The organism is Methylobacterium sp. V23 (genome assembly GCF_002917135.1).
Classification (GTDB): Bacteria; Pseudomonadota; Alphaproteobacteria; order Rhizobiales; family Beijerinckiaceae; genus Methylobacterium.
Window position 1 is genome coordinate 219893 of the sequence record NZ_PDHT01000003.1, and the last position, 22928, is coordinate 242820.

Here is a 22928-nt window from a genome sequence, read left to right on the forward strand (position 1 = left end):
CCCGCTCAGCGGGCCGGGTCCCGCGACACCTCCATCACCAGGCCGGTCGCGAGGTCGAGCCGCGGCGTGATGCTGGCGAGCCCCGCGAATTCGTCGGCGCTGTGATCATGGCCGCCGACGATGCTCAGGGACTCGAGACGAGCGGGCTTGGCGGGGCTGCCGGGCTGGAAGGCGTAACCCGCATCGGTACCGCCGCCGATCTCCGCATGGGCGAGGTCGGCGCTGAGTTTCGAAGTCGGTGAGGCGGGCTGACGCCGATGGCGCCCGGTCCCAGCGCCGAAACCGCGCCCCGGGGCGTCCGACCTGCGGGCGGCCTCGGGGACGAGGGCGGGCGCTCAGACCATCCCGAGGGCCTGCATGTAGAGCTCGAGGATGGCTTCCTCCTCCTGGCGCTCGGCATGGTCCTTCTTGCGCAGGGAGATGATCCTGCGCAGGGCCTTGGTGTCGAAGCCGGTGCCCTTGGCCTCGGCGTAGACATCCTTGATGTCGGAGGCGAGGCCGGCCTTCTCCTCCTCGAGGCGCTCGATGCGCTCGATGAAGCTCTTCAGCTGGTCGGCGGCGACGGAGGAAGCGTCGACGGCGGGTGCGGCGGATGCGGCCATGGTCGTCTCAAGTCCCTGATCTGCGAGGCGCGGGGGGCTGCGCCGGAACCGCCTCACTAAGCCGTCAAGCTTACCGGGACCTTAGTACGGCCCGGCCATTCCCCCGGCCCCGGCCTCAGTGTGGCTCCGCGGCCGCCTTGGCGAACGCCGCCTGCTGCTCGGGCGTCGCCTCGGACTGGTGCAGGCGCTTCCACTCGGCGAAGGGCATGCCGTAGACGCGCTCGCGGCTCTCGTCCTTGTCCATGGGCAGGCCGCGCTCATCGGCGGCGTCCTTGAGCCAGTTCGACAGGCAGTTGCGGCAGAAGCCGGCCATGTTCATCAGGTCGATGTTCTGCACGTCCGTGCGGGTCTGCAGGTGAGCGACGAGGCGCCGGAACACGGCGGCCTCGAGCTCGGTGCGGGTGGCGTCGTCGATCTCGGTCATGATGCGTCTCTCCCAATCTGAGCCTGAGGTCGGCGCGCCGGGGCGTCCCGTCAAGCGTGGATCGGCAGCATCGGCCGCAGGAGGCGTGCGAATCGCTCCGCCCAGGCGAGCTGTCCCGCCTCCGCGGCGATCAGGTCCTGGCGGATCTCCACCAGCGCGTTCGGCAGGCCCCGCGCCATGGCGTGGCGGTCGATCGTGTCGCCGGGCAGCCCGCCGCCATAGGGCTCGTTGTCGCCGACCGTCAGTCCGGCCGGGTCGGCCCGGAGCCCCGCGATCAGCGGCGCGCTCATCCGGTCGTCCCGGTCCCAGAGGATGCCGACCTCCCAGGGGCGCGGCACGCCGCGCCAATACGGCGTGAAGCTGTGGATGGTGACGATGGCCGGGCGGGTGCCGCCGGCCTCGGCCCGCGCGATCCCGGCCTCGATCGCTTCGTCGAAGGGTTCGTAGAAGCGCCGGATGCGCTCGGCCTTGCCCGCCGCGTCGATGCGGGCATTGCCCGGGACCACCGCCCCGTCGGAGAGGCGCATCACCAGGGTCGGGTCGGCGCGGCCCCGGTTCGGGTCGATGATCAGGCGCGAGAACCGGGTCAGGATCGCGGGGGCGTTCAGGGCCTCGGCGAGCCGGCGCGTCACCGCGGCGGCGCCGATGTCGTAGGCGATGTGGCGGGCGAACTCATGCTCCGGCACCCCGAGCTGGGCGAGGTCCTCCGGTACATGGTTCGAGGCGTGGTCGCAGATCAGGAGCAGGCCCCCGGCGGGATCGCCCGGGATGGTCTCGACGGGATGCGGTGGCTGCATGGGGAGACACGGTCCGGTTTGGCGCGGGCGCTGATCCCGCGAACGCGCGGCTTGCCGAGGCGGCGAGCGTCGGGCACAGCACGTATCGCGGATCGCGCCGCGACGGCAACAATCCGGCACCATGCCGGGGGCACAACAATCCGGAGGAGAACCGCCGGGCCGCCTTTGCGATCGACCACCGGAATACGGAAACGCCATGACCGCACCCGCCATGACCGCACCCGCCTCGACCGATAACCGCCGCGCCCTCCTGCTCCACTGCCTCGACGAGGCCATCGCCGCCGCCCACCCGGCGCGCTGCCTCGTGCCGCACCTGCCCGCCCCGGGCCGGGGCCGCCTCATCATCCTGGGGGCCGGCAAGGCCGGCGGCAGCATGGCGGCGGTGGCCAGCCGGTTCTACCGGGAGGAGCATGGCGTCGATCCGAGCCGCATCGTCGGCCTGGCGGTCGCCCGTCACGGCTACGGCGAGGAAGCGCCGATGATCCGCATGGTCGAGGCCGGGCATCCGGTGCCGGACCAGGCCGGCATCGACGCCACCATCGACGCCCTGAAGATCGCCGCCGATGCCGGGCCGGAGGACGACGTGCTGGTGCTGCTCTCCGGCGGCGGCTCGGCCAACTGGATCGCCCCGGCCGGGGAGCTCACCCTCACGGAGAAGCAGGCCATCACCAAGGCCCTGCTGCGCTCCGGCGCGCCGATCAACGAGATCAACGCCGTGCGCAAGCACCTGTCGCGGATCAAGGGCGGCCGCCTCGCCATGATGGCGCGCAACGCCCGCTCGATCCTGACGCTGGCCGTCTCCGATGTGCCCCACGACGACCCGGCCGTGATCGCCTCCGGACCCACCGTGCCGGATCCGACGACCCTGGCCGACGCCCGCGAGATCTGCGAGCGCCGCGGCATCCCCCTGCCCGAGACCGCCAAGGCCCTCCTCAACGATCCCGCCAACGAGACCCCCAAGGCCGGCGACCCCGCCTTCGCCCGGGCCGAGTACCGCATCATCGCCCGGCCCATCGACGCCCTGGAAGCGGCGGCCGCCGCCGCGTCCGCGGCCGGCTACGAGCCGGTGATGCTCGGCCCCGACGTCGAGGGCGAGGCCCGCGAGGTCGCCGCCGAGCATGCCCGCATGGCTCGGGAGATGGCCGCGGCCGGCCGCAAGGTCGCGATCATCTCGGGCGGCGAGCTGACCGTGACGATCCGCGGCGAGGGCCATGGCGGCCCGAACCAGGAATACGCCCTGGCGCTCGCCATCGCGCTCGACGGCGCCGACGACATCCTCGGCATCGCGGCCGACACCGACGGCACCGATGGCGGCCGGGGCGAGGCCACCGACCCGGCCGGCGGCCTCGTCGACCCGACGACGCTGGCCCGCGCCCGCGAAGCCGGGCTCGATCCCGCCGCGATGCTGGCCGACAACGATTCGACGAAGTTCTTCGCCACCATCGGCGATCTCGTTCAGCCGGGCCCGACACGCACCAATGTCAACGATTGCCGCATCATCCTCGTCGGCTAGGGACGCCGCCGGGCGGGTCCAGGTCTTCGGGGGTTCCATGGTCGCCGCGGGTCTCTCCTCCTGGGAGGAGAGAGACGGAGGCGCATGTCCGGATTCCCCGGACGCGGCCCTGACCGCGCTCCGGAGAGCGCCGCTCGGCCGTGAGAACGGGACCGCGGAACCGTCAGCCTCGCGCGGCCCCCTTGCCCCGCCGTCATCCCAGGGCCGTGCAGCGGAGCCCGGAATGCGGATAGGCCGGTGGCCTTCGAGGTCGATGTCTCGGCGGCTCTGGCGTGCACGCCTCCGGCGCGCCCCTTCGGGTCCGGGCGCGCCTGCGGCGCCCCGAAACGACGGGGTGGCGCCCTGGGGAACGCTGGCGCGGGTCGGTCGTGGCAGGTCCCTGGTCCTCGCGGGCGCGGCCCTCCTGGCCGTCATGCTCCTCCCGGCACCCGCCCGCGCCGACCTGCGCATGTGCAACCAGACCGCCAGCAAGGTCGGCATCGCCCTGGGCTACCGCGACCCGCAGGGCTGGGTCACGGAGGGCTGGTGGGACGTGGCCCCGAAGGTCTGCGAGACGCTCCTGAAGGGCTCCCTCGCGGCGCGATTCTACTACGTCTACGCGGTGGACTACACGCGCGGCGGCGAGTGGAGCGGCCGCTCGCTGATGTGCACCAAGGACCGCGAATTCACGATCCGCGGCGTCGAGGATTGCCTCGCCCGCGGGCTCGACCGCAACGGCTTCTACGAGGTCGATACCGGCGAGCAGAAGAGCTGGACGATCCAGCTCAACGACCCGAACCAGCCGGTGGCGCCGACGCCCTGAGCTGGCGCGCCTCCGGGACCGCGTCCCGGTCGAGCGACGCCGCCGGATCGTCCGCAGTCCACGCACGCCCCGGGCAACGGCGCCGTCGCCTCGAATCCGTCAGGCCGGCGGCCCCAGCTCGGCCGCGGCCCGGACCTCGCTCCCGCCGAAGATCACCTGTGTGCGCAGGGGCGGCCGGGCGAGGTCGTAGAGGAGGCGCGGCGTGTCGGGCGCGCTCGCCGCGTCGAGGGCGGCGCGGTGCTCGGGCGCGAGCGCGAGGTCGAGGGCGGCCACGTTGTCGCCGACCTGCCCCGCCCGACTGACGCCCATCAGGGTGGCGGCGACGCCCGGCCGGCCGATCACCCATGCCAGGGCGACGCGCGCCGCCGGTTGCCCGATCGCGTCCGCCACCCGTCGTACCGCGTCGACGATCCCCCAGTTGCGCGGTGTGAACAGGCTGTCGCCGAACGGGTTCGCCCCGTCGAGGCGCCGATCCGCTGCGGCGGGCTCGGCCTCCTCGTTCCGCGCCTCGCTCGGCAGGCCGGACCCGCGGGCCGGGGACGCCTCGACGGTGGCGCGGTCGTACTTGCCCGTGAGCAGGCCGTAGGCGAGCGGCGACCAGGGCACCAGGCCGAGGCCGAACTCCGCCGCCAGCGGGACGTGCTCGTCCTCCACCTCCCGGCTCACGAGGGAGTAGAAGTATTGCAGCCCGATCGGGCCCGGCAGCCCGCGCACGGAGGCCAGGGTCGCGAGCTTGGCCGCGTACCAGGCGGGCACGTTCGACAGGCCCCAATAGCGGGTCTTTCCCGCCCGGACGAGACCCGCCATGGTGTCGAGCAACTCCTCCGCCGGCGTGACGCCGTCCCAGACGTGGAGCCAGTACAGGTCGACGTAGTCCGTCCCGAGGCGGCGCAGCGAACCCTCGATCGCCGCGTAGAGATGCTTGGCCCCGCATCCGCCCGCATGCGGCCCGGCTCCGGCGGCAAAACCCGCCTTGGTGGCCAGGACGAGGCGGTCGCGCAGGCCACGCTCGGTCACGAAGCGGCCGACCATGGCCTCGCTGGCGCCCCCCGCATACACGTCCGCCGTGTCGATGAAGTTGCCGCCGCGCTCGACATAGGCGTCGAACACCGCGCGGCTGCCCGCCGCGTCGAGCCCCCAGCGCGCGGTTCCGAAGGTCATGGTGCCCAGGGCGAGCGGGCTCACCGCCAGACCCGAACGGCCGAGGGTCCGATACTGCGTCAGATCCATTGCTGTGCCTCGCTAATCACTGATCGCAGCGTAGCGCGGATGCCAAGGGTCCATTAGCGTCCCGGCGCAAGATGGGTTTGTGAGCGAGGCACAGCAATGAGGCGCGGAGACCTCGATGATCTCGCGGCGTTCGCGGCCGTGGCGCGAAGCCTGAGCTTCACCCGCGCGGCCGCGGAACTCGGCCTGTCGCCCTCGGCCCTGAGCCACGCGATGCGCGGGCTGGAGACCCGTCTCGGCGTGCGCCTCCTCGCTCGCACGACCCGGAGCGTCGCCCCGACCCCGGCCGGTGAACGCCTGCTCCGGTCGCTGAATCCGGCCCTGGACGAGGTGAACCGCGGGCTGGCGGCTTTGGCCGACTGGCGGAGCGAGCCGTCCGGGACCATCCGGCTGACCACCTTCGCCTACGCCGCGCGCACGATCCTCGAGCCGTCGCTGCCGCGCTTCCTGCTCGATCATCCCGCCGTCTCGGTCGAAGTCGTGATCGACGACCGCCTGACCGATCTGGTCGCGGCCGGCTTCGATGCGGGCATCCGCTTCGGCGAAACGATCGAGGGGGACATGGTGGCGGTGCGGGTCGGTCCCGACCTGCGCACGGTGGTGGTCGGCACGCCGGAGTATTTCGCCCGCCATCCCATCCCCACCACCCCGGGTGAGCTGGAGGCCCATAACTGCGTCTCGTACCGGCTCAGCGGGGGCGGTCTGCTGCCGTGGGAGTTCACGCAGGCCGACCGTGAGATCCGTCTGCGGACGGGCGGACAGTTCGTGGTCAACGACGGCGCGCTCGCGGCGGCCGCGATCCGCGCCGGCGCGGGCCTCGGCTACATGCTGGAATCGGACGTCGCGGCCGATCTCGCGAGCGGACGATTGGTCCAGGTGCTGGACGCGTGGTGCCCGCCCTTCCCGGGCTGCCACCTGTACTATCCGAGCCGGCAGGTCCCCCCTGCCCTGCGTGCCCTCACCGACGCGCTTCGCTGGCGGGACCGCGAGCGAAGCGATGCCTGACCGGCGCTCCGGGACGTCCGCGGCGCGACGCGGGAGCACGGCCCGGGCCAATCCACGCGTCGGTGCGGCGACGGCGCGTCGCTGCGCCGGGGCCCCGTCGACCGCCGGGGGCGCACACCGACCCGACCCGCTGCCCAGCCCGCGGCGAGGCAGGAAAAACCTTGACAATATTCCTATTATGTGCTCTTGTCCCGTCACTCGCCTCCCCCGATGGGAGGCCCGCCGGCGGACCGGGTCGGCGGGTTTGGGAGGAGGAGACGGCGCCCGCGTCGATGGCCCGGTTTCGCCATCGCCCCGGGCGGCACCGCGCGACGCAAGGTGTTCCGGAGCGGGCCGATCCGTCGGCCCGGCATCTAGGGCACCCCCAGACAACGGACGGCCCGCCCACTACGAGGCGGGTCCGGGGCCGTGGGGCATGATAAGCCGGCCGCCGGGGCCGCCGATTCCGCGAGGGATCGGGGCACCGGAGAGGGGCTGCCGCAAGCCGAGGCGCCGGCGCCGTAGACGGACGCCGTGACGTGAGGGGTTCGGGCCTCCGGGGCCGGATCCAGGGACGCCGGGGAACCGGCTTTCATTCTCCCCACGTGGTTTCGCGGCGTCCCGCGTCTCCCACCGTCGATCCCCCGCGCCGGAAACGGCGGCGGGCCGCGCCCGCATGTCCGCCGGGCATGGCTGCGACGGCCCATGTGTCGGCTGCATCGCGGCGATCCCCGCCGGCCCTCGCCGGCGCGGCGTTCTTGACCTCCCGGCCGCTTCGGTGCTTGTGGCCCTTCGCTCAAGATCCGGTCGTTTCGAAGCCGGCGGAGCCCACTCTGGGGATGGAGACTGCCTTGAAACGTTCACGCCGTACGAAGATCATCGCGACCCTGGGCCCGGCCTCCGACACGCCGGAGATGATCGAGAAGCTGTTTCGCGCCGGCGCGGACGTCTTCCGTCTCAACATGAGCCACCTGCCGCGCGAGAAGCTGCCGGAGAAGATCGAGGTCATCCGCACGATCGAGCGCGAGTTGAAGCACCCGATCGCGATCCTCGTCGACCTCCAGGGCCCGAAGCTGCGCGTGGCCGCCTTCGCCGAGGGCGCCGCGATCCTGCAGAACGGCGCCACCTTCGTGCTCGACAGCGACCCGACCCCCGGCGACGTCTCGCGGGTCTACCTGCCCCATCCGGAGATCCTCTCGGCCCTGGAGCCCGGCCACGTCGTCATCATCGACGACGGCAAGCTGCGGCTGACCGTGACCGAGGTGTCCGAGGGCCGCGCCGTGACCCGCGTCGAGATCGGCGGGCGCATCTCGAATCGCAAGGGCGTCTCCCTGCCCGACACGGTGATCCCGGTCGCCGCCATGACCGAGAAGGACCGGGGCGACCTCGAGGCCGGCCTGGCGGCCGGCGCCGACTGGATCGCCGTCTCCTTCGTGCAGCGTCCCGAGGACGTGGCCGAGGTGAAGAAGGTCGCGGCGGGCCGCGCCCTGGTGATGGCCAAGATCGAGAAGCCGCAGGCCCTGACCCGCCTGGAGGAGATCATCGAGATCTCCGACGGCCTGATGGTGGCCCGCGGCGATCTCGGCGTCGAGATGCCCCTGGAGCAGGTGCCCGGCGTGCAGAAGCGCATCACCCGCGCCTCCCGCCGCATGGGCAAGCCGGTGGTCGTCGCGACCCAGATGCTCGAATCGATGATCACCGCCCCGGTGCCGACCCGCGCCGAGGTCTCCGACGTCGCCACCGCCGTCTACGAGGGCGCGGATGCTGTGATGCTCTCGGCCGAGAGCGCCTCCGGCACCTTCCCGATCGAGGCCATCTCGATGATGAGCCGGATCGCCGAGCAGGTGGAGCGCGACGCCCTCTACTGGACCATCCTGACGGCCCAGCGCTCCGAGCCCGACGCCACCGCCTCCGACGCCATCGCGGCGGCGGCGCACCAGATGGTCGATGCCCTGAACCTCACGGCCATCATGGCCTGGACGCATTCCGGTTCGACCGCCCTGCGCCTCGCCCGCTCGCGGCCCAACGCGACGATCATCGCGCTGACGCCGAAGCGCGAGACCGCCCGGCGGCTCGCCATGTGCTGGGGCACGCACCCGATCGTCACCAAGGACGCCAGCGACGTGGACGACATGGCGTTCCGGGCCGCGAAGTTCGCCGTGCGCGAAAACTTCGCCGAGATCGGCGGCCGCATCATCGTGGTGGCCGGCGTGCCGTTCGGGACGCCCGGCGCGACCAACCTCGTGCGCATCGCCTTCGTCACCCGCGAGCACGCGGCGAAGGCCTGAACCGGCCGGGGCGCGTCCGGGCCGCGGGCCCGACGCGCCTCAGCGCACGGGCAGCGAATCGGCGAGACGCACGACCTCGTCGACCACGGCCTGGGTGGCGACGGTGTGGACCATGTGGCCGATCCCGGGCAGGACCACGAGCCGGGCCCCCGGGATCAGGCGTGCCAGGGGCCTGGCGTGGCGCTCCGCCGGGACGATCCCGTCGCGGTCCCCGGTGATGATGACCGTGGGCGCGGTGATGCGGTCGTAGGCGGCGCTCTGGCGCTTCAGGGCGTCCGGCAGCGCCATCAGGTCCTGGACATTGGCGAGCATCGTCGCCGGACGCAGGACCAGGGCGGCCCGGCTCGCCTCCAGGTAGCCGGCCGGGGCCTCCTGGGGCCGGAACACCGACTGGCCCGCCGGCTTCAGGTAGTAGAGTCCCACCGGCGTCGCCACCGTCCGGCTGAGGAGCCAGGTCACCGGCGGCATCAGGGCCACCCGGTAGTACCAGGGGATCGGTCCGAGATCCGGCAGCGGCATCACCGCCGGCGCCAGCAGGACCAGGCCCGCGACCCGGTCGGGATGATCGAGGGCGAGCGCGGTCGCCAGCGCTCCGGCCCAGGAATGACCGACGATCAGGGCGGGCCCGAGCCCGAGATCCTTCAGGGCCTCGGCCACCGCCCCGGCCTGGGCCTTCGGCGCCGCCATGGCGGCGCCGGTCAGGCGGTCGCTCCAGCCGAAGCCCGGCCGGTCGAGGGCCACGACGCGGAACCCCTCGCCGGCGAGCCGGCGGCCGAGATCCGTCATCGGGTCGGCGGCATTGGCCGAAGCGCCGTGCAGGAGCACGATGGTGCCGCGCGGGGAGGGATTCGGACCGGCCTGGACCGTGGCGATGCGCCCGCCGGTCACCGACGCGAACGGCCCGGCCGGCGGATAGCGCGCCTCGATCCGCGCCGAGATCAGCAGGGTGACGCCGGCGGCGACGAGGCCGAGGACGATCCCACCGGCCAAGAGGCCGGCGATCAGCTTGAGCAGGAGCATGATCGGCTACAGGTCGCGGCCGTCGACGTCCGGCGCCAGCCGGTCGATGGCCTGTTGCAGTCGATCCATCCGGGGATACAGCGCCGCCGCCCGGCGGAACGCCTCCAGGGCGCGACGCTTGTCATCGAGGGTCTGGTAGATCCGTCCCAGGGCGGCCCAGGCCTCGTAGTGGCGCGGCTCGAGCACGAGGGTGCGCTGCAGGTCGGCGATGGCCGCGGAGGGGTCCGACAGCATCCAGAACACCGTCGCGCGCCGGTTCCAGCCCTCCGACCAGCCGGGCTCCAGGGTGGTGGCCCGGTCCATCAGCTCGATCGCCAGGGGGAGATCCTGCCCGGACATCGCCTGCCGGGCCCGCTCGGTGAGCAGGTCGGCCGTGGCGCTGCCGGAACGGCCGAGACGCTGCTCGATCAGCCGCGAGATGCCCTTCGCCTCGGCATCGTCGCCCGCCGCCTTCAGGCGCGCGTACAGGTCGTCGAGCGTCAGCGGCTGCGTCTTCTTCGGCGGCTGCGCTTCCGGCGCCGGCCGAGCACCGACGGGGGGTGCGAGGAAAACGCAGAAAGCCGCGGCGAGCGCGGCTTTCAAGCAGAATCGATGCAGGCAGGATCGATGGTGTGCGGGTCGCGACATGCCGGGAGCTTCCTCGCCCCGGATCGCGACGTCAACGTGCGCGCTTGCCGCGTCTCGCGGCAGAGCACCCCGTCGGCCTCAGCCCTGGCGGGCCTTGAAGCGCTTCTGGGTCTTGTTGATGATGTAGACGCGGCCCTTACGACGCACGATCTGGTTGTCGCGGTGACGGCCACGCAGGGACTTGAGGGAGTTGCGAATCTTCATCGGTCTCACGTCGGTCGGGAACGAGCCCGCCGCCTGTCCATAGGGTCTCGGGAACGAGGCACCTGACGGCGACCTCGGCGATGTGTCGATGCATCGCGGAAAGGCGGTTGCCTTATCAGGATTCGCGCCGGCAAGGCAAGGCGTCACGCCCCATTCCGAAGCGAAGCTTTGCCGGAACGGTCCTTCGCCTCACGGAGGGACCGAACCGGGATCGAGCATCCGGTAAGCGTCCGGGCACCGCCGTGGCCAGCCCTGAGCGATTTTGGTGCATCTGCGGCCGGCCGAGCGCGGATTGGACGGAGACCGATATCCGTCTGTAAAGATTTGCATCGCTATGTCTTCGAGTACGCGCGTGGGGCGCGGAGATAGAACCCGTGGCGACCGGCATGGAGCAACCCGAAACACCGGCGCCGATCCAGCGTCGTGAGGAGCGCAGTCCGACCAATTGGATCGCGACCATCCGTTTCCGGGACGGTACTGAAATCCCCTGCAGCGTGAAGGATGTCTCGAAATCCGGCGCGCGCATCTGTGTCGGCGCGAACCAAGCGCTCCCACCCGTCTTCATGCTCCGAATCATCGGACGCGATTTCCTCTGCCTCGTCCGGATCGCCTGGCGACGCGGCGACTATGTCGGTGTGCGGATCGAGCGCGTCGGCAAGCTGCCGACGCCCGCTGCCGTCACGACCGCGGGCGCTCCCGCGCCGGCGCCGTCGGCGGACGTCTCGACTCCGGAGGACATCGCGGGCGGCGGGATTGGTGTCCCCTCGCGGAAGCGCGGCATCTCGGCCTTCTAAGACACCTGCCGCGGCATTTCTCCAAGCAGCCGGCAGGCAGGCGCCAACGAAAAACCCCGCCCTGCCGGAGCAGAGCGGGGTTTTCGCTGTTCGTGGGTAGCCGCGCCGGCCTGAAATCAGGCGGCGCTGCGGTTGCGGGCTTCGCGCTTGGTGTCGACGCCCGAAGCTTTGATCTCCGACAGCTTCTGCGCGACGTTGCGCGAGAACACGAACTCGGCCGGACGCTGGTTCTCCAAGCTGACCTCCGGAGCCATCTCACCCTCGGTCTTGATGCCGCGGAACGCGTGAACCAGGGGCTTCCAGGGCTTCTTCACGGAGTCGACGACCGAAGAGGCCTCATAGCCCGAGTGGACCATGCAGTCGGCGCACTTCTCGTAGTTGCCGGTGCCGTAGGAGTCCCAATCGGTCTCCTCCATCAGCTCCTTGAAGGTCGCCGCGTAGCCCTCACCCAGGAGGTAGCAGGGCTTCTGCCAGCCGAACACGGTGCGGGTCGGGTTGCCCCAGGGGGTGCAATGGTAGGTCTGGTTGCCCGCCAGGAAGTCGAGGAACAGGCCCGACTGCTGGAAGGTCCACTTCTCGCGGCCCTTCTCCTTGCCGTGCCGGAACACGCCGCGGAAGAGCTCCTTCGTCGCCTTCCGGTTCAGGAAGTGCTTCTGATCCGGCGCCCGCTCGTAGGCATAGCCGGGCGACACGGTGATGCCGTCGATGCCCATCTTCGTCACGCTGTCGAAGAAGTCGGCGATCTTGTCGGCGGACGAGTTATTGAAGAAGGTGCAGTTGATGGTGACGCGGAAGCCCATCTCCTTGGCCTTCGCGATCGCCGCCACTGCCTTGTCGTAGACGCCGCGCTGACACACCGACTGGTCGTGCATCTCCTTGTCGCCATCGAGATGGATCGACCAGGTGAAGTACGGGCTCGGCTTGTACTCCTTGATCTTCTTCTCGAGCAGGAGCGCGTTCGTGCAGACGATCGCGAACTTCTTCTGCGCGATGATGCCCTCGACGATCTGGGGCAGATCCTTGTGCAGGAGCGGCTCGCCGCCGGCGATCACCACCACGGGTGCACCGCACTCGCGCACGGATTCCAGCGCATCGGCGACGGGCAGTCGCTTGTTCAGGATCTCGTCCGGGTAATCGATCTTCCCGCAACCGGCGCAGGCAAGATTGCAGCGGAACAGCGGCTCCATCATCATCACGAGTGGGTAGCGCTTGCGACCGGTGAGGTGCTGCTTCAGGATGTAGCCGCCAATCTTCGCGACGTACCGGATAGGGATGCCCAAGACGCGGCTCCTTGTTGTTGGCCCCGATGTATCGGGCTGCTTAGCGTGAAAAAAGGCCAAATTCCAGCGAGGTAGACTGGAACGAATCCGAAAGGCCCCGATTGGATGCCGTTCGCGCAAATTCTCGCGGCGCTGAAACAATCCGGCCACAGACGGTGACCTGGACCCTTCGGTCAGTCGGAGCGCTCCGCCGGCATATAACCCCGTCGGATGCGCTTATTCCTAGTCGTTGACTGCATGCCAGAGCCGCAGCTTAGCAGTTGGCGGTCCCTACTTCCGTTCACCAAAGCTTGGGTCGCGGAGAAGTGCAGTGCGAAATCGCACGCTGGCTTGAACCGGCGATCGATCAATCCGTTTGCGTTGCATTACAGACATTTGGTCGCTACGTGAGCGCCTGAGTGAAGCAAATTCGTGTGAGCAATGCGATTCGTTTGATGAACCGCAATACCATCGCTCTCCGGCCGCGCGAGACACCGTTCGTGGACCGGATTCGAATTTTGCACCAACAGGTGATAACCGGCGTCACAAGACAGATCGATTCCCGTCCCGTGGCTCCACTGGCCTCGGCGCCGAAGTTTGGCGCGGCCGGGCGGCAATCGGATCGCTCAGGCAGGTAGGATACTCGTGATCGAACGGCTCGTCGCGTTTTCCGTCCAGCGTCGCTGGTTGGTCATAGCTCTCGTCGCACTCGTCACCGTGGCCAGTGCCGGTGTGGCGGCTCACCTCTTCAAGATCAACACCGACGTCGAGCGGTTGATCGACAAGGATGTGCCCTGGCGCCAGGACGAGATCAACTACGAGAAGGCTTTCCCGCAACGCACCGGCACCCTCGTCGCCGTCATTGACGGCAAGACGCCCGAGGAAGCGGAGGAAGCGGCGGCCGAGTTCTCGGCAGCCCTCGTCAGCCACAAGGACATGATCGAGTCGGTGTACCGTCCGGACGGCGGTGCCTTCTACGAGAAGAACGGCTTCCTGCTGATGTCGCAGGAGGAGCTGACGAAGACCACCGAGCAGCTGGTGCAGCAGCAGGGCCTCCTCGGTCCGCTGGCAGCCGATCCGTCCCTGCGCGGTATCATGCGGGTCCTCGGTCTCGGCGCACGGGGGATCAAGAGCGGCGATGCCAAGCTCGAGGATCTCGAGCGGCCGATGGCGCAGATCGACACGACCGTGCGCAAGGTGCTGGCCGGAGAGCCCGCACGCATGTCGTGGCAGATGCTCCTGGCGAACGGGCAGACGCAGAGCACAGACCTGCGCAAGTTCGTGATGATCCAGCCCGTACTGGATTACAACGCCCTGCAGCCGGGCGCGAACGCCACCGAGGTGGTGCGCAAGGTCGCCTCCGATCTCAAGATCAACACCCTCGGTGGACCTGAATTCGCCGGCGCTCCGCGCATGCGGCTGACCGGACCCGTCGCCGTGGCGGACGACGAATTCGCCACCCTTTCCGAGGACGCGCTGCTCAACTACAGCGTCACGGTCGGCGCGATCGTCCTATTCCTCTGGCTCGCCCTCCGCTCCGCGCCCCTGATCGGCGCCGTGCTGATCACGACCTTCGCGGGGCTCATCGTCACCGCGGGCCTCGGCCTGCTGATGGTGGGCGAACTCAACCCGATCTCGGTGGCGTTCGCCGCACTCTTCGTCGGCCTTGGCATCGATTTCGGCATCCAGTTCGCGGTGCGCTATCGTGCCGACCGCTTCGAGCAGCCCGACTTGCTGTCGGCGATGCGAGCCGCGGCCCACGGGGTCGGCTGGTCCCTGACCCTCGCGGCGATCTCCTTGATCGCAGGCTTCTTCGCGTTCCTGCCCACCGCGTTCCGCGGCGTCTCCGAACTTGGCCTCATCGCCGGCGTCGGCATGATCGTGGCCTACCTGTTCTCCCTCACGTTGCTGCCCGCGCTCATCGCGGTGTTCAAGCCGAAAGGCGAGCGGGAGGCCGTCGAGACCACCTGGCTTGCCGGGGTCGATCCTTGGATCATCCGCAACCGCAAGCCGATCTTGATCGGCGTCGGGGTGATTACTCTGGCGGGCGTCCCGCTCCTGTTCAAGCTGCCCTTCGACTCGAACCCGATGCACCTGCGCAGCCCGAAGGTGGAGTCGATCTCGACCTACCTCGATCTGATCAAGGATCCGGCGACGAGCCCGAACATCATCGACGTGATGGCGCCCTCCGTGGATGCGGTGCCGGCTCTGGCCGATAAGCTTCTGAAGCTGAAGTCGGTGGCCAAGGTGATCGACATCAACACCTTCGTGCCGCCGGATCAGGATCAGAAGCTCGCGACCATTGCCGAGACGGCACAGCTCCTCGGTCCGGTGCTGAACCCGGGCCGCAAGCCGCCGCCGCCCACGGACGCGGACAACGTCAAGGCGATCAAGGAGGCCGTCACCGCGCTGCGCGGCATCGCCTCCAGTTCCAATGCCCCCGGCGCGAAGGCGGCAGGCGACCTTGCAACTGACCTCGACAAGCTCGCTGCCGCCCCGGTCGGCACCCGCGAAACCGCCAGCGTTGCACTCACCACCGACCTGAAGACGCTGCTGACCCGACTGTCCGGGCTTCTGAACCCCGAAAAGGTCACCCTGGACAACCTGCCGCCGAAGCTGAAGGCCGAGTGGGTGGCTGCCGATGGACGCTCTCGGATCGAGGTTCATCCGAGCGGTGACGCCAACGACAACCGTGTCCTCCGGAACTTCGCCAAGGAGGTTCAGAGCGTTGCGCCGCACGCGACGGGTGCGCCCGTCGCCACGACCTCTTCGAGCTACACCATCCTCGGCGCGTTCCTGCAGGCCGCGATCACCGCCCTGGTGCTGATCTTCATCATCCTGTCCGTGGCGCTGCGGAAGCCGTGGGACGTCGCGATGACGCTCGGCCCCCTGGTGCTGGCGACCCTGTGGACGTTGATGGCGCTGCACATCGTCGGGATGCCGCTGAACTTCGCCAACATCATCGCGATGCCGCTGATGCTCGCTGTCGGCGTGGCCTTCCACATCTACTACGTCATCGCCTGGCGAGCGGGCGTCACCGACATGCTGGCCTCCAGCCTGACCCGGGCGATCTTCTTCTCGGCCCTGACCACCGGCACCGCGTTCGGATCGCTGGTGCTCTCCAGCCATCCGGGTACAGCCAGCATGGGCAAGCTCCTCGCCCTGTCGCTGTTCTTCACCCTGGTCGCCGCGTTCTTCGTGGTTCCGGCCTTCCTCGGGCCGCCGCCCAAGTACCCGGATCCGAAGCGTCCCGAAGGTGACGCGGCCGTGCCGCCGGCCGCCCGCGCTCACGCCGCGGAAGCCGTTCCCGCGAAGTAGGACACGGTTTGCAGAGCAAGACGGAAAACGGGCGCGGATCAAATCCGCGCCCGTTTTCCGATCCAGCGATCCGATCGGTGTAGCGTCGTCCGATCGCTCAGACCAGAAAGTCCGAGAACCCGCCACGCGGGATCCCGGCGACGGCCGCCACGCTCTCCGGTGCGATGAGCGCATCGCGTTCCGCCGCGTAGGCATAACCCGGAGCCTCACCCGCGAACCCGCCCCCGGTGGCCGGATGGGTATAGAGTTCGGTGAGACCGTCCGGCAGATGCCTGAGCAGGCCCGCCACGCGGGCCGGCGTCATCGCTCCAGACCAGGCAAGGCCCAGGGTCCGATCAGGGATCAGGAGGCCGGCCTGACGTGCGCGCACTGCGAGGAGCGCTGCCCAGGGCGCCGTATCGAGGGCCGCCTTCGCGACCGTACCCGGCTCGACGGCCCGCAGCACCGCACGGGTCTCACGAGGCACGCGAATCGCCCGCATGCCGTGCCGGGCGCCGACGGCGAGGACGAGCCCCGCGATCAGCGGGTGCACGTGGAAATGCTTGTGGGCGTTGACGTGATCGAGAGGCAGACCCGTTTCTGCGTAAGCCTGAAACTGGGCTTCGATCTCGGCGGCCAGCTGACGCCGCGCGGATGCCTTCAAGGCGAGGTCGAGGCCGAGCCGACCCATGTCGCTGCGGATGAGCCCGTCCGGTCCGACAAGATCGGGCAGTTCGGCCGGCGGCAAGGTCGGCCATGCCTCCACCATCACGAGATGCAGACCGACCCTGAGGGACGGCAGGCGCTTGGCCCGTGCCACCGCGTCGGCAGCGGCCGGCGCCGAGACCATCAGGCTCGCGGCCGTCAGGATACCGTCATGGTGGGCCTGCTCCACCGCCTCGTTGACCTCGAGGCTGAGGCCGAAATCATCAGCCGTGACAACCAATCGCTTCACTGAGCGGCTCCGGTTTGCGGACGGTGTCTCCGTCCGCGGTTGAGGATCTGGACCCCGAAACGCGAAACGGCCGGGCTTTCCAGCCCGGCCGTCTCCTATCGAACCGGCGTCACGCTCAGGCGGCAGCGCTGGTCTGACGCTCCTTGAGGAAGCGGTAGAACTCCACGCCCTCGCGCAGGCGTCGCTTCATCATGTCGGGCGACCGCACCATCTCGGAGACGATCGACGCGATCTTCGGTGCGCGGAAGTAGAACTTTTTGTAGAACTCCTCGACGGCCGCGAAGATCTCCGTGTGCGACAGGTGCGGGTAGTGCAGCGGCGCGATCTGGACCCCGTTCTCATCCACCAGTTCGGCATTCTCGACGTCGAGCCAGCCGTTCTCGACGGCCTGCTTGTAGAGGAACGTGCCGGGATAGGGCGCAGCCAGCGAGACCTGGATCGTGTGCGGGTTGATGCGCTTGGCGAAGGCGATCGTCTCCTGGATCGTCTCCTTCGTCTCGCCGGGGAGACCGACGATGAAGGTGCCGTGGATGGCGATACCGAGTTCGTGGCAGTCCTTCGTGAACTTCTCGGCGACCTCGACGCGCATGCCCTTCTTGATGTTGTTCAGGATCTTCTGGTTGCCGGACTCGTAGCCCACCAGCAGCAGGCGCAGGCCGTTATCCTTCAGGACCTTCAGGGTCTCGCGGGGCACGTTCGCCTTGGCGTTGCACGACCATGTCACGCCGAGCTTACCGAGCTCGCGGGCGATCTCCTCGGCGCGCGGCAGGTTGTCGGTGAAGGTGTCGTCGTCGAAGAAGAACTCCTTCGTCTGCGGGAACTCCTTCAGGCAGTACTTGATCTCTTCGATCACGTGCGCGACCGAGCGCGTGCGGTAGGTGTGACCGCCGACCGTCTGCGGCCAGAGGCAGAAGGTGCAGCGCGACTTGCAGCCCCGGCCCGAGTAGAACGAGATGTAGGGGTGCTTCAGGTAGCCGATGAAGTACTTCTCCATCTCGAGATCGCGCTTGTAGACCGACGTCACGAACGGGAGCTGGTCCATGTCCGTCATGATCTCGCGGTCCTCGTTGTGGACCACGACGCCGTTGGCATCACGATAGGACAGGCCCTTGATCTCGGACATCGGAGTGCCGTCGGCGACTTCCTTGACGGTGAAGTCGAACTCGTTGCGGGCGCAGAAATCGATGCACGGGGCCTGCGCCATGGAGCCGGCGGCATCCACCGCCACCTTCGCGCCGATCAGACCGGCGATGAGCTTCGGATTGGCAGCCTTCAGCGCCTCGACGGTCTTCACATCCGACTTGAACGATGGAACCGAAGTATGAAGTACCACGAGGTCGAAGTCGTGTGCCTGGGCGACGATCTCGTCGAGCTTGATGTTGTGCGGGGGGGCATCGATCAGCTTCGAGTTCGGCACCAGGGCGGCCGGTTGTGCGAGCCAGGTCGGATACCAGAACGACTTGATCTCGCGCTTGGCCTGGTAGCGGGAGCCGGCGCCGCCGTCGAAGCCGTCGAAAGTGGGGGCCTGCAGGAAGAGGGTGCGCATGGGGTTCAAGGCCTCAGCGAGATCAAGGGAAAGATGAGACAAGGGTCGAGACGAAGGTCAGAGCGACGATGCACCAGCATCGCGGCCGAGCGTCGTCTCGGGGATCAAGGTACCGTCTGCAACCACGCGATAATCATGGCCCTTCCATGTCACCGCACCTGAGACGAAGCTCCAGGTGAAGTTCATGAACGAGAGGATGTCACGTATCGGCAACAGCCAGTAAGGGTGCGGGGAGAGGCCGAAGGCGCGTTCCAGCCGGATGCAGAGGACGATGCGACAGGCGAGCGCGAAGGCCGCGACCGCGAGCGCGGTGGTGCCCGCCCCCGGAATCAGCGCGCCGATCAGGGCCAGCGGAAAGGCGTGCGTGACGAACGAGCCAGCGTAACCGGCGGGATCGACGTTCCGGATGGTCCGGTTCCAGCGCAGCTCGTGGCTCCACAGACTCGCCAGGTCGGTGTCGACGCAGGTGTGACCGATGGTGAAGCTTGGGATCGCCACGAGGCCGCCCTGCGCGCGTAGGGCCTCGCCGATGGCATAGTCGTCGGCGAGATCGTCCCGGAACGCTTCGAAACCGCCGATCTCGGCCAGTGCCTTCGCGCTGAAGGCGATCGTCGAGCCAAAGCACGGATTGGCGAGGCCGAGGGACGTCCCCATCACCACGTTGGGAAGGAACTGGACGTCGATGGCGAGGGCGGAGAGGTGGGCCCAGATGCCCCGATGGGCCGGCACACCGTGATAGAGGCAGGTCACGCCGTTGACGCCTGGCTGGCTCAGCGCAGCGACGACGCGGGCGAGGTAATCCGGCTTCACCACCATGTCGCTGTCAGCGAGTACGACGACGTCATGGGCGATGCGGGCCGACATGTTGATGAGGTTCGAGACCTTGCGGTTCGAACCATGCTGGCGTGCGTCGATCACGAGGTCGAGGCGCGCGGCCGGATAGGCTGCCTGGAGACGGCGGACAACCGCGATGGCAGGATCCGTCGCATTCTGGACGCCGAAGACGATCTGGACCGGTGCTGGATAAGCTTGTTGGCAGAACGTCTCGAGATTCTCGTAGAGGTTGGGCTCGATCCCGCAGAGAGGCTTGAGGATCGTGACCGTCGGGACTTCGGTCCCGAGCTGCGGCTCCGGCTTCCGCGCGAACCGGCTGGCCAAGGCAGCCGCCGTCAGGCCGTAGAAGCAGCCGACCAGGGCGATCAGCGGCAGAAGGTGCGAGAGCCAGGTCAGGTCCATGAGGGGCATCGCTCGGTCACGGGTCTCGTGAGAGTGCCGCGGTAGCGAGCGGCGCGAATCGTCGAAGGCGGGGAGAGGAACAAAGTCCGGGGTGTTTCGCCCGACTCTAAGGCGCTGGTTTGACGGCGAGCATCCCCGTGGTGCGTTCGCGCATGAATGTGAGGAGGCCATCCGCACCGCCGGTCTTCAGCGGCTCGGCAAAGCTGCCGCGCAGGCTCGCCACTTCACTGACGTTGCCGTTGAGATAGACGTCCTGCACCCGGTTGCCCGGGCCGACCAGGAAGTCGACCTGTGAGGTGTCGCCGTCCTTGTTGGCGACCTCGGTTTGAACGACGCGGTTCGGGCCGCGCGCCTCACTCTGCGGCTTGACCGTGAACTTGCCGCCGGCCGCCTGCGCGAGCCGGGTCGCGTAGGTTGCCGTGAAGTATCGGCCGAAGGCCTCGGTGAGGGCGCCCTGCTGCTCCGGCGCGAAGGATTTCCACTTGGGTCCGGCGGCCAGACGGATCATGGCCGGAAAATCGAAGGTCTCGCCGAGCGTGGGACCGATACTGGCCGCACGGGCGCCGACGTCCTTCGGAGCAGCCTTCAGGGCCGCCTCGAAGGTCGCGTAGACCTTGCTGACCGACTCCACCGCGGCATCGTCCGCCGCGTGGGCGCTCGGGCTCAGCTGCAGGAGGCCGAAGACGAGGCCCGCGAGAACGAGGCGATTCAGGCGCACTTCTTGAGATCTCCCAGATCGGCCTCGGCGCGGGCGCGGTTACCAAAGTCATTGGCGAGCACCGGGACGAGGAGGTCGTGCCGGAGGGCCGGCTCAGTCCGCACCTCGGTCGCCACAGGCTCCACGGCTTGGGTTCCCTCCAGCGCATGCCAGGCGAAGAGGCCGGGAACACCCACCAGGAGATCGGCGAGACGCTTGACCAGAGAGAGCGCCAGAGCCGCCTCGGCGGGGATGCCGAAGATGGCGCAGAGCGCGATGAGGCCGCCCTCCTGGGCACCGAGGGCACCTGGAACCGCGAAGGCCGCACCGCGAACAGCCTGGGCGAGGCTCTCGATCACCACCGCCTCGACGATGCTGATGGGATAGCCCATGAAATGCAGGGCGACATAAACCTCGACCGTGCCGATGAACCAGCCGATCAGATGGATGCCGAGGCCACCAGCGACGCGGCCGCGATTGCCGTAGAGACGCTTCAGGCTGTCGTAGAGCACGTCGATGGCGCCGAGCGCACGCCACTCGCGCGCGCCGGCGAAGCGGCTGACCAGGGCCTGGATGACCTTGTGGCCGCTCCGCCGCTGGATCAGGTAGAAGGCACCGAGGGCGGGCGCTGCGAGGGCGAGGCCGCCCGCCACCGTCCGGACGATCGGTCCATCGCCGGCGACCCAAACCAGGAGCAGGACGCCCGCCACGGTGAACAGAAACTGCGTGACCGCCTGGGTCATCAGGTCGACGAACATGCTGGCGCCCGCGATGCCGCCGGATACGCCGCGCTTCGTCAGGAGCCGGGCCCCCACGAAGTCGCCGCCCACCTGGGCGACGGGGAGGAGCGTGTTGATGCCTTCGCGCACGAACCGCAGGGTCATGCAGTCCCACAGGGTCGGGCGCGCTGCGGTCGGAAAGATCACGAACCAGCCGAGGCCGGCCCAGGCCACCGCGACAGCGCGCGCGACGACCACGACCAAAGCACCCCAACCGGCGCTGACCACAGCAGCCGCGACGTCTTCCAGTCCCGAGGACAGGAACAGGCCGACGACCGTGCAGAGTCCGGCGATCAGGGCCAATGTCGTGAGACGTTTCATGGGCCCCTTTCGGCCAGCAGCACAGCGAATCGCAGCTTAGATCCGCCGTGTTTCCGACCGGAAAAAACCGTCGGAAACAGTGAACGTCTCCGGAAGTTGCAGCTTTGGGAACCGTTGTCTATCACCCCGGAGACACAGTCAGAACCAAAGCGGCACAGGGCGGAAGGCCCGAGAATCAGCCGTCGGGGCGGACAGGGGAACGGATTTAGATGGACCGCGAATCACACATCACCGCCGGCGAGGTCGTGCACGACGACGCGCAGGTGGAGCGTTACGCCGGACGCGCCTACGGGGCGACCCGCGATCCCGCTCCGAGCTCCCCGGTGATGGCCTGGAACGAGTGGGACCCGCTGGAGGAGGTCATCGTCGGAAGTCTCGATGGTGCGACCATTCCAACACACCACCTGACGGTCATCTTCAACCTGCCGCGCGCCGCCCAGCCGTTCTACCGCTTCGCATCCGGCTTCCGGTACCCGAAGTTCATGAAGAAGCTCGCCCAGAAGGAGCTCGACAACTTCATCTCGATCCTCGCCGGCGAGGGTGTGAAGATCCGCCGTCCCGACTCGCTCGACTTCTCCCGGAAGTACAAGGCTCCGCGCTGGTCCTCTCGCGGCTTCTGCGTCGCCTGCCCGCGCGATCCGTATCTTGTGATCGGCGACGAGATCATCGAGAGCCCGATGTGCTGGCGCTCGCGCTACTTCGAGGGCGACGCCTACCGCTCGCTGTTCAAGGAATACTTTCGCAACGGTGCGCGCTGGACGTCGGCACCGCGGCCGCAGCTCACGGACGAACTCTACAACTACGACTACCGGGTGCCGAACCTGAAAGCCGGCGAGCCGATGCAGTTCACGGTCAATGAGTTCGAGCCGGTCTTCGACGCCGCCGATTTCGTGCGCTGTGGCCGCGACATCTTCGTGACCCGCTCCAACGTCACCAACCTGATGGGCATCGAGTGGCTGCGCCGCCATCTCGGCTCCGGCTTCCGGGTCCACGAGATCGAGAGCCGCTGCCCGCAGCCGATGCACATCGACTCGTCGTTCATGCCGCTGGCGCCCGGGAAGGTACTGGTGAACCCGGACTACATCGACGTCGAGAAGCTGCCTGCCGTCCTGAAGAAGTGGGACGTGCTGATCGCGCCCCGCCCCGACCCCGTCGAGGGCTTCATGAGCAAGATCTCGATGTGCTCGCCCTGGACCTCGATCAACGTGCTGGCGCTCGACGAGAAGAAGATCGTCGTCGATGCGAGCCAGCCGACCCTGATCAAGGCCCTCAAGGATTGGGGCTTCGATCCGATCCCGGCGCCGTTCCTGTCCTACGGCCCGTTCGGCGGCTCGTTCCACTGCGCCACGCTCGACGTCCGGCGTCGGGGCACCCTGAAGTCCTACTTCTAGGATTGAGCACGTCAGCGAGCGAACCAGGGGGGCGCAGCGGGCGCCCCCTTTTTTCGTGTCAGCGCGAGACGCCGTAGACCGACGCGGCCGCCGAGACCGGCGCGGTGACAGTCGAGAAGACGGAGAGGACCTTCTGGACCTCGGTGAAGGGGGCGTTGGAGACGT

At 68.6% G+C, this 22928-nt stretch carries 21 protein-coding genes; 8 read left to right on the forward strand and 13 right to left on the reverse strand.

The window, feature by feature from the left end; all coding sequences use genetic code 11:
- Nucleotides 1-107: 107 nt before the first annotated feature.
- Nucleotides 108-242: a hypothetical protein gene (locus CRT23_RS29570; RefSeq protein ID WP_280951954.1), complete on the forward strand. Its 135-nt coding sequence runs from the start codon at nucleotides 108-110 to the stop codon at nucleotides 240-242.
- A 93-nt stretch (nucleotides 243-335) separates the two neighbouring features.
- Here the strand turns inward: CRT23_RS29570 and CRT23_RS05540 are convergent, their stop codons facing one another.
- The 3 genes from CRT23_RS05540 to CRT23_RS05550 all read right to left on the reverse strand — a co-directional run bounded on the left by CRT23_RS05540 (nucleotide 336) and on the right by CRT23_RS05550 (nucleotide 1823).
- A complete protein-coding gene (locus CRT23_RS05540) occupies nucleotides 336-602 on the reverse strand; it encodes a DUF2312 domain-containing protein (RefSeq protein WP_055951813.1) in 267 nt (88 codons plus the stop codon).
- Nucleotides 603-717: 115 nt separating this feature from the next.
- Nucleotides 718-1026: a DUF1244 domain-containing protein gene (locus CRT23_RS05545; protein WP_055951810.1), complete on the reverse strand. Its 309-nt coding sequence runs from the start codon at nucleotides 1024-1026 to the stop codon at nucleotides 718-720.
- 50 nt (nucleotides 1027-1076) lie between these two features.
- On the reverse strand, nucleotides 1077-1823 hold the full coding sequence (locus CRT23_RS05550) for an N-formylglutamate amidohydrolase (protein ID WP_103708907.1): 747 nt from the start codon (nucleotides 1821-1823) through the stop codon (nucleotides 1077-1079).
- A 196-nt stretch (nucleotides 1824-2019) separates the two neighbouring features.
- On the opposite strand from CRT23_RS05550, the gene CRT23_RS05555 reads away from it, so the two are divergent.
- Together CRT23_RS05555 and CRT23_RS05560 are read left to right on the forward strand one after the other, a co-directional pair.
- A complete protein-coding gene (locus CRT23_RS05555; protein ID WP_103708908.1) occupies nucleotides 2020-3336 on the forward strand; it encodes a glycerate kinase in 1317 nt (438 codons plus the stop codon).
- A 412-nt stretch (nucleotides 3337-3748) separates the two neighbouring features.
- Complete coding sequence (locus tag CRT23_RS05560) at nucleotides 3749-4138, forward strand: DUF1036 domain-containing protein (protein ID WP_103708938.1); 390 nt, start codon at nucleotides 3749-3751, stop codon at nucleotides 4136-4138.
- Between the two features lie 99 nt (nucleotides 4139-4237).
- Here CRT23_RS05560 and CRT23_RS05565 read toward each other — a convergent pair whose 3' ends face one another.
- On the reverse strand, nucleotides 4238-5368 hold the full coding sequence (locus CRT23_RS05565) for an aldo/keto reductase (protein ID WP_103708909.1): 1131 nt from the start codon (nucleotides 5366-5368) through the stop codon (nucleotides 4238-4240).
- Between the two features lie 96 nt (nucleotides 5369-5464).
- Here CRT23_RS05565 and CRT23_RS05570 point away from each other — a divergent pair, with 96 nt between their 5' ends.
- Nucleotides 5465-6370: a LysR family transcriptional regulator gene (locus CRT23_RS05570; RefSeq protein WP_103708910.1), complete on the forward strand. Its 906-nt coding sequence runs from the start codon at nucleotides 5465-5467 to the stop codon at nucleotides 6368-6370.
- 830 nt (nucleotides 6371-7200) lie between these two features.
- Nucleotides 7201-8637, forward strand: a complete 1437-nt coding sequence (gene pyk / locus CRT23_RS05575) for a pyruvate kinase (RefSeq protein WP_055953604.1) — start codon at nucleotides 7201-7203, stop codon at nucleotides 8635-8637.
- A 39-nt stretch (nucleotides 8638-8676) separates the two neighbouring features.
- Here pyk and CRT23_RS05580 read toward each other — a convergent pair whose 3' ends face one another.
- The 3 genes from CRT23_RS05580 to ykgO form a co-directional block, all read right to left on the reverse strand.
- Nucleotides 8677-9657 carry an alpha/beta hydrolase gene (locus CRT23_RS05580; protein WP_103708911.1) on the reverse strand — a complete coding sequence of 327 codons (981 nt, stop codon included), beginning with the start codon at nucleotides 9655-9657 and terminating at the stop codon, nucleotides 8677-8679.
- A 6-nt stretch (nucleotides 9658-9663) separates the two neighbouring features.
- The gene (locus tag CRT23_RS05585; protein ID WP_348628838.1) at nucleotides 9664-10239 is read right to left on the reverse strand and encodes a tetratricopeptide repeat protein; all 576 of its coding nucleotides are present in this window, start codon (nucleotides 10237-10239) and stop codon (nucleotides 9664-9666) included.
- Between the two features lie 123 nt (nucleotides 10240-10362).
- Entirely contained in the window at nucleotides 10363-10488 is a 126-nt protein-coding gene (ykgO, locus tag CRT23_RS05590; protein WP_055886195.1) for a type B 50S ribosomal protein L36, read from the reverse strand.
- A gap of 374 nt (nucleotides 10489-10862) precedes the next feature.
- Here ykgO and CRT23_RS05595 point away from each other — a divergent pair, with 374 nt between their 5' ends.
- Nucleotides 10863-11282, forward strand: a complete 420-nt coding sequence (locus CRT23_RS05595; RefSeq protein WP_245435980.1) for a PilZ domain-containing protein — start codon at nucleotides 10863-10865, stop codon at nucleotides 11280-11282.
- A gap of 116 nt (nucleotides 11283-11398) precedes the next feature.
- Here CRT23_RS05595 and hpnH read toward each other — a convergent pair whose 3' ends face one another.
- Complete coding sequence (gene hpnH / locus CRT23_RS05600; protein WP_103708912.1) at nucleotides 11399-12562, reverse strand: adenosyl-hopene transferase HpnH; 1164 nt, start codon at nucleotides 12560-12562, stop codon at nucleotides 11399-11401.
- Nucleotides 12563-13186: 624 nt separating this feature from the next.
- On the opposite strand from hpnH, the gene CRT23_RS05605 reads away from it, so the two are divergent.
- Nucleotides 13187-15859 (forward strand): MMPL family transporter, encoded by a 2673-nt coding sequence (locus tag CRT23_RS05605; protein WP_103708913.1) that lies wholly within the window; start codon nucleotides 13187-13189, stop codon nucleotides 15857-15859.
- 97 nt (nucleotides 15860-15956) lie between these two features.
- Here the strand turns inward: CRT23_RS05605 and hpnK are convergent, their stop codons facing one another.
- From hpnK to CRT23_RS05630, 5 genes are all read right to left on the reverse strand, one after another.
- Nucleotides 15957-16793 carry a hopanoid biosynthesis-associated protein HpnK gene (gene hpnK, locus CRT23_RS05610; RefSeq protein WP_103708914.1) on the reverse strand — a complete coding sequence of 279 codons (837 nt, stop codon included), beginning with the start codon at nucleotides 16791-16793 and terminating at the stop codon, nucleotides 15957-15959.
- Between the two features lie 115 nt (nucleotides 16794-16908).
- Nucleotides 16909-18339, reverse strand: a complete 1431-nt coding sequence (gene hpnJ, locus CRT23_RS05615; RefSeq protein WP_055951775.1) for a hopanoid biosynthesis associated radical SAM protein HpnJ — start codon at nucleotides 18337-18339, stop codon at nucleotides 16909-16911.
- Nucleotides 18340-18396: 57 nt separating this feature from the next.
- On the reverse strand, nucleotides 18397-19584 hold the full coding sequence (hpnI, locus tag CRT23_RS05620; RefSeq protein ID WP_103708915.1) for a bacteriohopanetetrol glucosamine biosynthesis glycosyltransferase HpnI: 1188 nt from the start codon (nucleotides 19582-19584) through the stop codon (nucleotides 18397-18399).
- A 97-nt stretch (nucleotides 19585-19681) separates the two neighbouring features.
- Complete coding sequence (locus tag CRT23_RS05625) at nucleotides 19682-20248, reverse strand: ABC transporter substrate-binding protein (protein ID WP_348271595.1); 567 nt, start codon at nucleotides 20246-20248, stop codon at nucleotides 19682-19684.
- 35 nt (nucleotides 20249-20283) lie between these two features.
- Complete coding sequence (locus tag CRT23_RS05630) at nucleotides 20284-21372, reverse strand: flippase-like domain-containing protein (RefSeq protein WP_103708916.1); 1089 nt, start codon at nucleotides 21370-21372, stop codon at nucleotides 20284-20286.
- Nucleotides 21373-21581: 209 nt separating this feature from the next.
- Here CRT23_RS05630 and CRT23_RS05635 point away from each other — a divergent pair, with 209 nt between their 5' ends.
- Nucleotides 21582-22763: an amidinotransferase gene (locus CRT23_RS05635; RefSeq protein WP_103708917.1), complete on the forward strand. Its 1182-nt coding sequence runs from the start codon at nucleotides 21582-21584 to the stop codon at nucleotides 22761-22763.
- The last annotated feature ends 165 nt before the right edge of the window (nucleotides 22764-22928 follow it).